Annotated in this window: 6 protein-coding genes and 1 pseudogene; 4 read left to right on the plus strand and 3 right to left on the minus strand. The window is 69.3% G+C overall.

The window, feature by feature from the left end:
* Positions 1 to 990: 990 nt before the first annotated feature.
* Positions 991 to 3,972: a DNRLRE domain-containing protein gene (locus tag WME95_RS04290; RefSeq protein WP_437907133.1), complete on the plus strand. Its 2,982-nt coding sequence runs from the start codon at positions 991 to 993 to the stop codon at positions 3,970 to 3,972.
* Positions 3,973 to 4,440: 468 nt separating this feature from the next.
* On the opposite strand, the pseudogene WME95_RS04295 reads toward WME95_RS04290, so the two are convergent.
* A pseudogene (locus tag WME95_RS04295) lies at positions 4,441 to 4,827 on the minus strand (thioredoxin); the annotation flags it as partial.
* A gap of 351 nt (positions 4,828 to 5,178) precedes the next feature.
* Between WME95_RS04295 and WME95_RS04300 the strand changes: the two are divergent.
* The 3 genes from WME95_RS04300 (at position 5,179) to WME95_RS04310 (ending at position 11,886) form a co-directional block, all read left to right on the plus strand.
* Complete coding sequence (locus WME95_RS04300; protein ID WP_437907134.1) at positions 5,179 to 6,858, plus strand: GMC oxidoreductase; 1,680 nt, start codon at positions 5,179 to 5,181, stop codon at positions 6,856 to 6,858.
* A 48-nt stretch (positions 6,859 to 6,906) separates the two neighbouring features.
* The gene (locus WME95_RS04305) at positions 6,907 to 11,001 is read left to right on the plus strand and encodes a TOMM system kinase/cyclase fusion protein (RefSeq protein WP_437907135.1); all 4,095 of its coding nucleotides are present in this window, start codon (positions 6,907 to 6,909) and stop codon (positions 10,999 to 11,001) included.
* 84 nt (positions 11,002 to 11,085) lie between these two features.
* Entirely contained in the window at positions 11,086 to 11,886 is an 801-nt protein-coding gene (locus WME95_RS04310) for a GNAT family N-acetyltransferase (RefSeq protein WP_437907136.1), read from the plus strand.
* Here the strand turns inward: WME95_RS04310 and WME95_RS04315 are convergent.
* Both WME95_RS04315 and WME95_RS04320 read right to left on the minus strand, forming a co-directional pair.
* Positions 11,858 to 13,186 carry a TfuA-like protein gene (locus WME95_RS04315; RefSeq protein ID WP_437907137.1) on the minus strand — a complete coding sequence of 443 codons (1,329 nt, stop codon included), beginning with the start codon at positions 13,184 to 13,186 and terminating at the stop codon, positions 11,858 to 11,860. The two genes, WME95_RS04310 and WME95_RS04315, sit on opposite strands and share 29 nt — an antisense overlap.
* A gap of 74 nt (positions 13,187 to 13,260) precedes the next feature.
* Positions 13,261 to 14,505, minus strand: a complete 1,245-nt coding sequence (locus WME95_RS04320) for a YcaO-like family protein (RefSeq protein ID WP_437907138.1) — start codon at positions 14,503 to 14,505, stop codon at positions 13,261 to 13,263.
* Between the last annotated feature and the right edge of the window lie 28 nt (positions 14,506 to 14,533).

Below are 14,533 nucleotides of genomic sequence, written 5' to 3' on the forward strand. Positions count from 1 at the left end.
CTTTGGAGTCTTGCTCTCCACGACAAGCGCGCGAAGGACCGGCAGCTCGTCGACGCACTCGCGCTCCGCGACCGGTACACGAGCTCCATCGGCGAGCGGCTCGCGAGCACGCCTTTCGCAGCCTCGCGACCGCGCGGACGAAGGTCACGGCGAGCGGCGCTCCAGCGGCCCTGGCGAGCCGCGATCCGGGTAGCCAACCCTCGGCACAGCGCTCGATCAGGACTGGGAGCGGCTTCTTGCTTGCGGAGTCGCGGTGTCGCCAACGAAGCGCGCGACCTCCATCGCGTCGCGGGGGCCGCCGCCGAGCCAGCCAGCGCGGGGTCAGGTAAGTAAAGGTCGTTGGCTGGCCTGGATAACCCAGTCGCGCTGGGTGTTCACCAACACTTCTGTGGATTTCGTCTGCCTTCATACACTCAAGCGAGCGGACGGCCGCTTCTCTATACCTTGCTTCACACCGGCGGGCGGCCTGAGCACTTCAGTTCTGCATCGAAAATTTATAGCCTTGATGTGAATAACGACCGAAGTGTGCGACCTAATTGGCGGTCGTTTGATCCTGGAAAGTATTTCGTCTTGACCGGACATGTCGATCCGGGAATAGAGTCGTTTCACGAGAGCGCCTGTATCCGCACCCTCTGGTGCTGGATGGTCTGCACCGATGGTTCGCGGCGCGAAGGCATGCAGCGGGAGGCTCCTCTTTTGCCCCCTGGTGCCTTCGCCCGTCACGGTCCTGTCCACCGCAGCGGTTCGACGACGCCGGGGGAGAAGAAGCCATGCATTCGATTTCTCGATGCTTTGGGTCGCGGTCGTTTGCCGCCGGGAAGCTCATCACCTCGCTCGTGGTGATGTCGATCGTTGAGCGCCGCTCGATGAGGACGTGACCGCGGAGGGGCCGCGCAGGCCCCGATTCGAAGTCAGTCGCCGAACGGGTAACCCACAGACGAAGCAAGTCTGCGACGGGGCACGTGTGTGCCTTCCGTCAAAGGAGACTCAATGCGTAGAATCAGTCACTTCCTTCCCTTGGCGTTCTTGGCCGGGAGCTCCGGCCTGCTCGGCTGCCTGGGCGTCCCCGATTCGGACGAGCTGGCTGAGCTGGCCGAAGAAGACGTGGGCGCGAGCGAGGAGATGCTGGTGGCGCGCCCCGCCGCGCGGCTCATCTTGACCGACTCGGTCATCGCGCGCCTGAAGGCGCGCGCCGCGGCTGGCGACGCCGCCTGGACGGCGTTGAAGAAGCGCTGCGACGATTACACGACCGGCACGATGCACCCGCCGAACGGCAGCACCTACCCGGGCTACCCGAACGTCGGGCAAGGCTATCAAGGTGACGAGTATCCGCCGGTCGTGCGCGCGCTGGGCATCTGCTATCGCGTGACGACCGACACGGCCGCGCAGGCTCGCTACGGCGAGGCCGGCGTTCGCCTGCTGGAGGCCATGAGCACCCCGGTCGCGTCCGGGGGGCAGAAGCCGTCGACGGACCTGGGTTACGGCATCCGAAACTACGTGGTCGGTATGGCGTTCGGCTACGACTGGCTCTACCCGGCGCTGCCGGCTGCGACCAGGACGCGCCTGGTCGCTTCGATGAACGCGTGGATCGACTGGTACGACGAGAGCGGGTTGATCAAGAACGACCCGATCGGTAACTACTTCGCCGGCTACTACCTGGCCAAGACCGCGGCAGCGCTGGCGACCGAGGGCGAGAACGCCAAGGCCAGCGTGTACTGGAACGACGTCGTGACGCGCATGTGGGGACAGCTCGTGAAGCCGAAGTTCACGAGCATGATGGCCGGCGGAGGCTGGCCGGAGGGCTGGGGCTACGGCGGCAGGGCCGTCTTGTACATGGTCGAGGCGCTGTGGGCGACCAAGACGGCGACCGGCCTCGACTGGTGGAAGGAGCTGCCGCTGGCCCGCGAGCAGGCGACCTATGCTCGGTACTTCGCGTGGCCTTCACTCAAGCACATGGACGACCAGGGCACGATTCGTGCGGGCATCAACATGCGTCCTTCTGCGGCGATGTTCCTCGGCCTGGCGACCATGCTCGAGCAGCAGGGTGACACCTCGGCCGCCGTCGCGCGCGGCTTCGCCGCCGACGTGATCGCGGCAGCAGGCGACGACTCGGCGCCGTGGTCCAAGTTCTTGTATGGCGATCCGGCCGCCGCCAGGAGCGGGTACCAGTCGAGCGGCTTGTCGCACTTCGCGGCCGGCCCTGGCCACGTCGGCATGCGCTCGTCCTGGGACAAGACGGCCGTGTGGGGGGCGCTGTCTGGCGGCGCGTACATCAACGCCGCCTACTCCGGTGAGCAGATGTTCAACGCCGGCGGTCTGAGCGTGGTGGTCGGCGATCAGCCGGTACTGATGAACGCCACCGGCTGGCTGCCCCAGAACTGCGGCAACGCCTGCGAGAACCTGGTGAACGACGACAGCTACGGCACGAGCCAGCGCCGGCTGCACAATACCTTCTTCGTCGACGACGCCACGAACCGGTACAACCCCGGACAAAATTCGCTCTCACCGGTCGATTCGAACGCCCATGTAGAGCGGTACGAGGACCGCGGCGCGTTCGTGCGCGCGCGCGCCACGGGCCTCGGAGACCAGTACGGCAGCCCCACGGTCAAGCCGGTCTCGCAGTTCACGCGCGACGTGGTGTTCTTCCGTCCAGGCAGCTTCGTGCTGTTCGACCGCACGACGGTGGCGAAGGCCAGCGCGGACCAGTGGATGAGCTTTCACACACCCGTGGCGCCGCGTCAGGTGACCACCGCCGACGCGACACAGAAGCGCTTCGACGTCGTGGTGGGGACCACGCTGGTTGGAAGCGTGCGCGCGCTGCTGCCGAAGAGCGCGAGCACGACGACGACGACGCTGCCCGCTTCGACGGCGCGGCTCGAGGTGCACGCTCCGGTGCGTGCGGCGGCGCAGCAGTGGCTGACCGTCGTCTCGGCGGGCGCGACGCTCGGCGAGCAAACGCGACTGTCGGCTGCGGACGGCAACGTAATCGCCGGCAACGTGGTGGGCGTCGAGCTTTCGGCGCCGCAGAATCAGGTCGTGCTGTTCTCGGCCGATCAGGCCGCGACCGGCACCGTGTCGAGCGCGGAGTACCTGGTCTCGCAAGCGGCAGCCGAGCATGTGCTGGTCGATGTTGCGCCCTCGAGCTCCGGATACGCGGTCACGGCCGTCGCCTCCGGCGGAAAATGGCGCATCCGCGTGAGCGCGGGCGGCGCGCTGCAGGTGTCGGGCGCCAGCAAGACCTTGAGCTTCAAGGTCAGCGCCACCGGCGCTGTCACGGCGGGCTCCTCGACGCCTCCGACGTCGACGCCGACCACACCGTCGCCGCCCACCGAGCCGACGCCGCCGACGCCGACCGAGCCGACGCCGACGCCGCCCAGCGGTACAGCGCAGACGCTGACCTTCACTCAGGGCGTCAATGGCTACACCGGCGTGCAAGATCTGAGCATCTCCAGCCTGAATTACTCGTCCAGCAACCCTGTCGGCACGGTCTACAAGACCAACGACGTGCTCCTCGCCGACACGCGCCGCTACACCATGAAGGCGCTCATTCGTTTCGACGTATCGCAGATCCCCACCACCGCCACGGTGACGGCCGCCAAGCTCGACGTGACCTTCGAGAGCTGGGTCGGACCGCAAGCCCTGAACGGCAACTTCATGAAGACGCCGTGGAGCTACGGCTCCGCGACGCTGGGCTTCACAAGTGGGGGCGCGGGCAGCAACTGGACCGCGCCGGGCATCGGCTCGGGCGACGTGCAGGGACCGACCTTTCAGTTCCTGAACATCGACGATAGCGGCTATCAGCGCAGATCGATCGCGCTCGACCCAGGCAGCGTGCAGAGGTGGGTCCGGAGCAGCGCCGCCAATCAAGGCCTCGTGCTCGCCAACACCGCGACCGGCAAGGATCTGCGCATCTGCTCGAGCGAGGTGGCCAATGTCGCGAGGCGTCCGACGCTCTCGGTGACCTTCCAGTAGCGCCGCGCAGTCGAGAAAGTCGCAGTCGAGAAAGGTCCTCCCGGGCCGCAGTCGCTGGCCTCCTCGGCGACCCGGGAGACCAAGGTAAGATCCAGGCGGCTTGGCGCGGCGGCGGTCCGGCACGGGCCGCCGCCGCGGGCGACCGCACGCTCGTCGGGAGGAGGCCGCCACGCGCCGCACAGAAGGCCCGCCGACGCCTCCTCGCCTTCTGGCTCGGCCGCCGCCGCACACAGCGCCTCCCAGGGCGCCCCCTGCGCCTCCACGGGCGCCGCGCCGGTCACCAGCAGCGCGCGCTCCTCGCTCCGCGCAGCGACCGACGAAGCCAGCTCGCCGCGCCGCGAGCCGCCCGGGAGCGCGTCGAGCACGTGGGCGCCCGCGCGCCGGTCCGCCTGACGCCGATCATCTCTGCGCCTCGCTCCCCTCCGTGGGCGCGACGCAGAAATCCGCCTCGGCGCCGTAGCCCTGGGCGGGCGCGTAATAGCCGACCGGATTGCCCTGCCGCTGGACGTCGTGGTGCTGGCGCGAAAGCCAGCGCGGCGCCTCGCCGGGATCGTGGATGTGCTCGAGGCGGTCGAAGCGCCACACCACGTTGCCTTCCCAGTCGACCTGGACGAGGTCGATCTGGTCCTGCGCCCCGTGCCGCGGGTCGCGCTCCCCGGTGCTGCCGAACACCTGTCCACCGGGCACCAGCTTGTTGGGAAACCCGTGCAGCCCATTCCAGAGCTGCACCTCACGGCCGTTCATGTCGATGAGCAGCGCGCCCACCCCTGCAGCCTGGAAGATCGTATAGCCGTTCCAGCTCCGGTCCGGGTCATAGAGGGTGACCCCGGTGGGGTAGATGGTCGGATGGCCCATGGTTCGCGTCTCCTCGTCCGCGGTGGCGCTACGCACGGGGCGTACCAGCGGTGAATGCCGCGGGTGGAGGTGTTGCGCCGGGCGCCGGCGCGCGGGCGCTGCTGCGCAGCGAGCAGCCGACCAGCACCTTGCGCTGGCCTGGGCGCACCGCGGACGTCGAGAGCGTCCTCCGGCCGCCGAGATCCCCGCCGAGGTGTGCGCCTCTCCAGAACGGCGCGCCCCGCTCTCGGCGACGGCGGCGTCGGAGCGCGTGCGCGCGGTCAACGAGGCGCGAGGCGCGAGGCCGAGCCGCGTCCGCCGGTGGGCTCTGGAGACCGGCTGGGCCATACTCCCCCCCGAGAAGCGGGTGGCATGGATTTCGACGTCGACTTCGCCATCGTGGGTTCGGGCTTCGGCGGCAGCGTCTCCGCGCTGCGCCTCACCGAGAAGGGCTACAGCGTCACCGTGCTCGAGTGCGGCAAGCGCTGGCGCAAGGAGGATTTCCCGAAGACCAACTGGAATGTACGGAAGTTCCTCTGGGCGCCCAGGCTGCTCTGTCACGGCATCCAGCGGCTGACGCTGCTCAGCGACACGCTCATCCTCTCGGGCGCGGGCGTGGGCGGCGGCTCGCTGGTCTATGCCAACACCTTGCTGGTGCCCCCGCCCGAGGCCTTTGCCAGCCCCGGCTGGCCGGCCGGCACCAGCTGGCGCGACGAGCTGATGCCCTTCTACGAGCTCGCGAAGCGCATGCTCGGCGTGACCGCGAACCCGAAGCTCTGGCCGGCCGACCGTCAGCTCCGGCAGATCGCCGACGAGATGGGCCGGGGGGACACGTTCCACGTCGCCAGCGTGGGTGTCCTCTTCGCGAGGGAGGGCGAGCAGGAAGGGCAGCGCGTGCCAGACCCGTTCTTCGCCGGCGAGGGGCCCGATCGCACCACGTGCGTCCACTGCGGCGGCTGCATGGTGGGGTGCCGCTTCGGCGCCAAGAACACGCTCGACCTCAACTACCTTTATCTGGCCGAGAAGAAGGGCTGCACCATCCAGCCTGAGACGATGGTCACCGCGATCGAAGCGCTCCCGGGCGGCGGCTACGAGCTCACCCTGGAGCGTTCGACCGCGCTGCTCAGGAAGCGGCGCCGCACGCTCCGGGCGCGCGGGGTGGTGCTCAGCGCCGGCGTGCTGGGCACGGTGAAGCTCCTGCTGAAGGCGAGGGCCGAGGGCCGGTTACCCCACCTCTCCACGCAGCTCGGCAACTACGTGCGTACCAACAGCGAAGTCATCCTCGGGGTGACGGCCAGGGACGACCGGGTCGACTACTCCCGTGGCATCGCGATCGCGAGCGGCATCTACCCGGACGCGCGCACGCACATCGAGCCGGTGCGTTACCCGGCCGGCTCCGACGTGATGGGCGCGCTGGGCACGGTGCTCACCGACGACGCGCCGGGCCTGCCGCGCTGGCTGCGCTGGCTGGGCCGGCGGCTGCTCCACCCCATCGACCTGATCACCGGGCTCCTGCCGTTCAGGTTCGCGAAGCGCTCCACGATCCTGCTCGTGATGCAGACGGTGGACAATTACATGCAGCTCGCCTGGAAGCGCGGCGGGATGACCACCCACAGACCGCCCGGCCAGCCGAAGCCACCGGCGTACATCCCCGTCGCCAACGAGGTTGGCAAGCGGCTCGCCGTGCTGATGGACGGCACCCCGCGCAACGCCATCAACGAGGCCGTGCTGAACGTCCCGACTACCGCGCACATCCTTGGCGGCTGCGCGATCGCCGACAGCCCGGAGCGCGGGGTGATCGACCAGCGCAACCAGGTGTTCGGCCACGACGGCCTTTACGTGGTCGATGGCTCGATGGTGCCCGCGAACCTGGGCGTGAACCCGTCGCTCACCATCACCGCCATGGCCGAGCGGGCGATGAGCAAGATGCCGCCGAGGCGGGACAACCCCGCCTTCACCGGGGCGTCCAGAATGCTCGAGGCGGCGGCGCCCTCGAAAGGCCAGGCCACGATAAAAAACGGTTGCGAGGCGAACAAGATTCCTTGTAGGTAGAGAATGTGGTGTGCGTGGTAGTGCGCGCCACACAAAGGCAGGGGCAGCTTGGACTCTCGACAGAAGATCGGCGCGGTGCTCGGGGACCGTTATGAGATTCTCGCCGAGCTGGGCGAGGGCGGCTTCAGCACCGTCTACAAGGCGCGGCAGCTCGCGACGGGCCAGTGCGTCGCTATCAAGGTGCTGCAGCTCGGATCGAGCGGCGCGGCGCAGGCGCGCGAGAAGCGCGTCGCGCGCTTCAAGCGCGAGATGCAGCTCTGCGGGCAGCTCCACCATCCGAACATCGTCAGCCTCATCGACTCGGGGCAGGCGGACGAGGACGTCGTCTATTCGGTCTTCCAGTTCGCGCCTGGCAAGGACCTCGCCCGGGTCCTCGCCGAGGAGGGCCCGCTGGATCCTCGCGAGGCGCGGCACTTCATGCTGCAGATCCTCGACGCGCTCGGCTGCGCGCACGCGCAGGGGGTGATCCACCGGGATCTCAAGCCCGCGAATCTCATGGTCATCCCCACCGGCGCCAGGCGCAACGTGCTCGTGCTCGATTTCGGTATCGGCGCGCTCACGGAGGAGGCGAGCCGCGAGGAGAAGACGCGGCTCACGCTGACCAACGAGTCCGTGGGCACGCCCGCCTACGCTGCGCCCGAGCAGCTCCGCGGCCAGCCTCCGACGCCGCGCACCGATCTCTATGCCTGGGGCTTGGTCTTCCTCGAGTGCCTGACCGGCAAGCGCGTGATCGCGGGCGACACCGCGGCTGACGTGATCTTCAACCAGCTGTCCGCCGATCCCGTCGCCATCCCCGCGACCATCGTCGACCATCCGCTCGGGGACATCCTCCGACGCGCGACGGCGAAGGACGCGGCGGCGCGCAACGTCACCACCGAGGGGCTCCTGCGTGAGCTCGAGGAGTGCGACGTGAGCGGGCTGCGATCGAGGAGCGCCCCCGTGCGCCTCCAGCGGGTCGCGCCGGACATGCTGACGGAGACGGTGGAGCTCGCCAGGCAGCTGGCCGACGGTGGGCGCTCCAAGCAGCTGGTGGAGGGCGAGCGGCGCCAGATCACGGCCGTTTGCTGCACCCTGGCGGCGTCGAGCACGGCGCAGGGGCAGGTGGACACGGAGGAGCTCGATCAGCTCCTCGGCCTCCAGCAGGAGGCGTGCACGATGATCGCCCGCCGCTTCCACGGCCACGTCGCGGGCGTGCTCGGCGACAGCGTGCTGTTCTATTTCGGCTACCCGACGGCGCGCGAGGACGCCGCGCGCCGCGCGGCCGAGTCGGCGCGTGAGATGGCGGCGGATCTGCGCCGGCGAAGAGAGGCGGTCGAGGCGGAGCGCAAGATCCGCATCGATCTCCGCATCGGGATCCACACCGGGCTGGTGATCGCGCGTGAGCTGCGCGATCTGAAGGTCGCCGGCCTCGGCTACGTCGTGGGGACGACGCCGAACCTGGCCGCCCAGCTCAGCGCGGCGGCGGAGCCCGGCGGCATCGTCGTGAGCGGTGAGACGCAGCGGCTGCTCCGCAAGCACTTCGCGCTGGAGGAGGATGGCTCCCGCTCGCTCGATGGCTCCGAAGCGCCGGTCGAGGTGTTCCATCTGCGGGACGGGAGCGTGCCCGGCGGGCTCCGAGATGTGCCCCTCGTCGGCCGCGCGCGGGAGCTTGACACGCTGCTGGAGCGCTGGGGCCACGTCCGCAGCGGCGGAGGCCAGGCCGTCCTCATCACCGGTGAGCCGGGTATCGGCAAGTCGCGCCTCGCCCGCGAGCTCGAAGAGCGGATCGATGCGGAGGCGCACAGCTGGCTGGAGAGCCGCTGCACACCGGACAGCGCGAACAGCGCGTTCTACCCCATCGTCAGCCTGCTCGAGCGCTTGATCGATCCGCGCCGCGAGGCAAAGCCCGAGGATCGGGCGGACAAGCTGGAGGCGCTGCTCTCGCTCCACGGCTTCGACCTGTCCGAGGCGATGCCGCTCTTCGCGTCGCTCCTGTCGCTCACGCTGCCGGGGACGTGGGCGCCGCTCGACGCCTCGCCCCAGAAGCAGCGCGAGCTGACGCGCAACGCCGTGCTCTCGCTGCTCTTCGAGATGGCCGAGAGGGAGCCGGTCGCGCTCTTCATCGAGGATCTGCACTGGGCCGACCCGAGCACGCTCGAGCTGCTCGGCCAGCTCGTCGGCGAGGTGGGCTCGTCCCGCGTGCTCGCGCTGTTCACGGCGCGGCCGGAGTTCGCGCCGTCGTGGTCGCCGGCTGCGGTGCTGCAGATCCAGCTCGGGCGCCTCGGCCGGCCGGAGGTCGAGCAGATGGCCATGAAGGTCATCGGCGGCCGCGGGCTCCCGGCCGAGGTGCTCGATGTCGTCGCGGGCCGCACCGACGGTGTGCCGCTCTTCGTGGAGGAGCTGGTCCTGGCGATGATCGAGGCCGGCGCGCTGGTCGAGGTGAAGAACGAGGAGCGCTATGCGCTGGTGAAGCCGCTCTCGGAGCTGGCGATACCCGCCACGCTTCGCGACTCGCTGATGGCGCGGCTCGATCGCCTCGGCCGGGCCAAGGAGACGGCGCAGATCGCGGCGGCGATCGGGCGGGAGTTCACGTTCGAGCTGCTCCAGGCGGTGAGCCCGCTCGGAGAGGCAGAGGCGCAGGAGGATCTGGACAGGCTCTTGGCGGCGGAGCTCGTGTACAGGAAGCGGCGGCTGAAGAGCGCCGCGTACACGTTCAAGCACGGGCTCATCCGCGACGCGGCGTACGACTCGATGCTGAAGCGGTCGCGGCAGCAGGTGCACGCGAGGATCGCGAAGGCGCTCGAGGAGACGCTCCCGGAGGTCGTCGAAGCAAGGCCGGAGCTCCTCGCGCACCATCTCGCCGAGGGAGATCTCGAGGAGCGCGCTGTCGACCAGTGGCGCAAGGCCGGCCACCTCGCCAACCAGCGCTCGGCGCACGTCGAGGCGGCCGCCCACCTCAGCAGGGGTCTGGCGCTGCTCGAGTCGCTGGCCCATATGCCGGCGCGCGAACGGATCGAGATCGATATGCAGCTCGCGCACGGCGCCGCGCTCATCGCCGTCCGCGGCTATACGGATCCCGTCGTCGAGCGCGCGTATGCCCGCGCGCAGGCGCTCTGCGAGCGTGCAGACAACAGCCCAGAGGTGTTCTGGGCCTTGGTGGGGCTGCACCTCCACCATCACGTGATGAGCAACCTCCGCGAGGCGGTCCGCCTTTCGGAGCTCCTCCAGCGTATCGCCGAGGTGTCCGGGGAGCCGGCGCTGCTCGCCGTCTCGCAGTTCGAGCTGGGCTCGCAGAACTTCTTCCTGGGCGACTTCCGGAGCGCGCTGTCGCAGCTCGATCAGGCCTTCGCCCTGTGCCCGCCCGACGAACGACTCTACCTCTCCGTGACCGGCGGCGATCTGCGGGTGCTCGCGCTCTGCTTCGGCGCGCTCGTGCTCTGGCATCGCGGCCGGACGGAGGACGCGCTCGCGCGCGGGGAAGAGGCGCTCGCGCTCGCGCGTGAGCTGCGGCACGCCCACACCTTGACGTGCGCGCTCATCTTCATCGGAGCCGAGCTGTTCTTCTACACCGGCGACCGGGTGTCGATGCGTCGCTATATCCAGGATGCGATAGCGCTCTGCGATAAGCATTGCTTCCCGTACTGGAGGGTCGAGGCCGAGTTCTTCCTCGCCTGGGCCGCGGGCGACGCCGCGCTCGAGGGCACCGCGCTCGACGATCTCCGTCGCAAGGTCGACGAGCACGCCGGTGTGGCGCACACACTGTTCCTCGGCATCGTCGGTGACCTGCTCCTCGAGAAGGGGCGGTTCGACGACGCGCGGCAGGTCGCGCGGCGCGGGCTCGAAATCGCGGAGAAATCGCTGGTGCGCCTCTGGAGCGCCGAGCTGATGCGCATCCAGGGCGAGGCGACCCTCGGCGCAGGCGGCGGCGTTGACGAAGCGGAGGCGTACCTCCGTGCGGCATTCGACCTCGCTCGAGCGCAAGGCTCCGTCGCCCTGGAGCTGCGCGCCCTCCACAGCCTCTGTCGCTTCTGGAGAGCGCACGGGCGAGCGGGGCACGCGCGCGAGCTGGCGGCGGCGCGCTCGGGGGACATCGCCGACGGGCTGGAAACAGCAGAAGCGAAGAGCGCCAGGGCTGAGCTCGCGGCGCTCGCGCGGGGCGTGTGAGCGTGGACTGCGCAGCCCGCGCAGGCCCAGCAGGGGTGAATCAACCTCCCTCCTTGGAGACCGCGAGAGCGATCAGACGACGCCATGATTGACAGCCGAGTGCTCGAATCGAATCAGCTCTTTATCGACGCGTGGTCCTTCTGGGCAGAGCGTTCGCCCGACGGCAGCGTCAGCAGGCCGGCCCCCGGCGTCGTGGCCAGGTGGATGAACCACGCGTGGCCGATCTGTAACCTGATGTTCTTCGACACCCCGGTCGACGACGAGGTCGATCTCGTCGCCCGTATCCGCGCGACGTTCGCCTGCGCCAGCGGGCTGAAGCATGGCTGGCTCTTGTTTGTGAGCCCAGACATGCTGCCTCCGGAGCTCCGCGCGCGCGCTCCGGAGATATTCGCGCAGCAAGGCTTGCCGCACGCAGAGCCGATGACCGGCATGGTCGCGGACTCGTTCGCGCTACCGCAGCATGAGCTGCCGAACGTGGAATATGTGCGAGTCCGCGACGAGCACACGCGGCGGTCGGTGGGGACCGTCAACGCCGAGGCCTATGGCATCCCGAACGAGTGGGGGATCGAGGCGGTGAACTACCCATCGATGTGGCCCGACGCCGCGTTCGGTTATCTCGCCATCGTGGACGGGAAAGCTGTCTCGACCGCAACCGTCGTGTCCCTCGAATCGTGCCACTATGTCGGCCTGGTCGCGACCTTACCGGCCTACCAGCAGCGTGGCTACGGAGAGGCCGTGATGCGGCACGCCCTCGAGCAGGCGGCGCTCGCGAAGGGCCCGAAGCGCATGGCGCTACATGCGACCGAGGCTGGGAAGTCCCTTTATGCGACGATGGGCTTTCGCGAGGTCGCACCGTTCATCGGTCACTATGCGAGCGAGGGTTGAACATCCGCTCGCGCGATCGGAGCGAAAGGGCGATACGGTCGCGGTGCTCGACGAAAGGGCCAAGGCCGTAGGCCGTCTTCTCCGCCGCCTGCCGCAGGTCGAGCCAACCAGCAAAGCCGTGGGCGGCGAGCATCGCTGTTGAGGCGAGCTGGCGATCGCGCGGCCGGATCGTGAGCCCGCGTCGTCGCGCATCGAGCTCCGCTTCGCGAAAGGCGCGCCACCGGAAGAGCTCGGCGTCGAGCCCACCGGAGATCGTGAGCTCGTCCCACAGGGCCTCTGCGAACTCTGCCTCGGCGGCGATAAACGCCATCCAGATCTCCATCATGGCAATGCGGAGCGCGGTCGGCGCGACGAGCGCGCCGCTGCCGGGATCCGCCTGAGCGCCTGACGGCGCCGCGCCCAGGCGCAGCGCGCCAAGGAGGAGCGCCGCGCGCGGCGCCGCCATCTCGATACGGCGGCACAGCTCTTCCCCGCGCCGCGCGACCACGATGGGGAGCAGGTGGTCGACGTAGCGGCCGCCGAGGAGCTGCCAGCGAGCCAACGCTCGTTTCATGAGCCGTGGCTCGGCACCGCCGAGGGCGTCGTGCGCTCGCTCGCGGTGGATTTCGGTTCGCGCGAAGGATGCGGGACCGAGGCGCCGTCGCGCGAGGACGCCGGGGTCCGCCGCGATCCGCCGGGCGGTGCCGCGCAGCGCCCTCAGGGCGTCGTCGCGCTTCAGATCGTGGGTTGCGAGGAACGCTTGGATGTGTCCGTGAGGATCCGAGACGCGCGCGCGCCCGAGGATGGCGCTCCATGTTCGATCCGCGTAGTACAGGTCGACGGCGGCTCGAATGATCCTGTCCGCGGTCGCGCGGTCGACGCGTCCGGCGCGGACGGCCATCGAGACCGCGTGGCGAACGTTGATGAGCGCTACGGTCAGCGCGCGGTGGCCGTCGTCGGGATCCATGAGCACCGCGACCTCATCATCGGACCCAAGCGCGCTGCGGCGGAAGAGGCGATAGATCGCCCCCATCCCTCGCATCCCGAGCGGCCAGCACTCGGCCGCTCGCAAGGCCCCCATGCTCGAGGCGCCGATGACCACCGCCCCATCCCGGAGGACGTCGACGATCTCGCGGGGCGACACCGCTTCTTGCTGGGAAAAGACCCCGTCGATGATAACGAAGACGGAGCTCCCGTGCTGCCTGGCGGCATAGAGGTCCCCGCGCGCCACCGGCGGGCGAAAATCGCCCCCAGCGAGCGCCGCCTCCGCGTCCCGACGCGAGATCGTGGGGCCGATGTACACGACGGGTGCATCCGGCATGGTGGGCATAGGGTGTCCTTGGCTCGTCGCCGCGGCGGCGCGTCATAACACAGGGAGGGACCATAAGAAACGAGCTACGGCCACAGCAGATGGCGTAGGCAGCGTTCGCCCACCCGCCGCCGGTTGACGAGGAACGGCGAGAGGCCGGGCACGCGGACGCGCACGACCGGGATGCCGATGTCGGGCCGCGTGAGGTCGACGGCAATGACGCGCTCGATGCCCGCGTCCGCGAGGCGGGAGAGCAGGAACGCGAGATCGTCGCGGAGGTCCGTGGAGGCGAAGGACGGCACGGCCGAGAACGGCCTCCATTTCATCGACAGAAGCTGCCGCAGGCGGATGGTGCGACTCTCGGCGCGCCGGCCTGCGGGCAGAAAATTCCATGCGTCGCGCGCGCCGTGGATGACGCCGACGCGTGACTGCACTGCCTCGGTGATTGCGCGCAGCAGCGCGACCTCGGCCCTTGGAGCGGTCCCCGCGCCGCTGAAGGTCCGGGTGGCGACACCATCGGCGGTCGGAAAGCGCGAGTCGGTGAGGACGGCCCAGAACGTTGCGACCCCGATATCACTGGTGATGTCGTGGACGACCATGTGGAGGTCATGCGCGGCCAGAGCATCGAGCCAGCCCCGAGCGCTGTCGGGCAAGGTCGTCGGATCGATCTGCGCGAGCGGCGGGGGCGGAGCCTCGGGAGCGCCGAAGAGCGCGAAGAACTCGACCTGGGCCTGCGCGTCGCGCTCGATCACCTCGCACAGGGCGTGGATGACGGCCTCGATGACGGTGCTGCCGGAGGCGAGCCCATTGGTATCCACGTCCCGCAGGAGGCCGTCTGTCGGAGGGCTCACGGCCAGGTCGGCCGCCAGGAGGACGCCGGTCTCCGAGCGAAGCTCGCGCCCGGCGACCCAGGTGATCGCGCGCTCGGCGGAGTACAAGGTATCGTCGGGGAGGTCAAAGAGGGCGGGGTCGAGGGCGGGTGGCGAGAGGCTCCCCTCGAGGTCACGGAAGCTCGCGCGCAGCGTCAAAGATTCGGGGATGGATTCTGCAGAGACGCGCTCGACAGCCTCCATCAGCGCGCTGACGCGGGCCGACGTCGCGTCGCGACCCTTGCCGAGGTGTGTCGTCAGATCGCGCGCGAGCGGCGTGACGGCGGCGAAGACCGGGAGGCGGAGCCTGTCGAGCGGCGAGAGATCAGACACTCGGGTGATCGGGACACGGGTGGCGATGGCGCTCACGCGGCGCTCGGCGTCATCCGCGGTCGTCACGCGATCGACGAGAGGGTCGATCTTGGGGCTCGGGGGGAAGCGCCAGGGGTCTCTTGTCTGCAAGGCGGTCCTTCCTCCGTGATCGGTAGAG

Origin of the sequence: Sorangium sp. So ce327 (genome assembly GCF_051530205.1) — a bacterium.
Classification (GTDB): Bacteria; Myxococcota_A; Polyangia; order Polyangiales; family Polyangiaceae; genus Sorangium; species Sorangium cellulosum_B.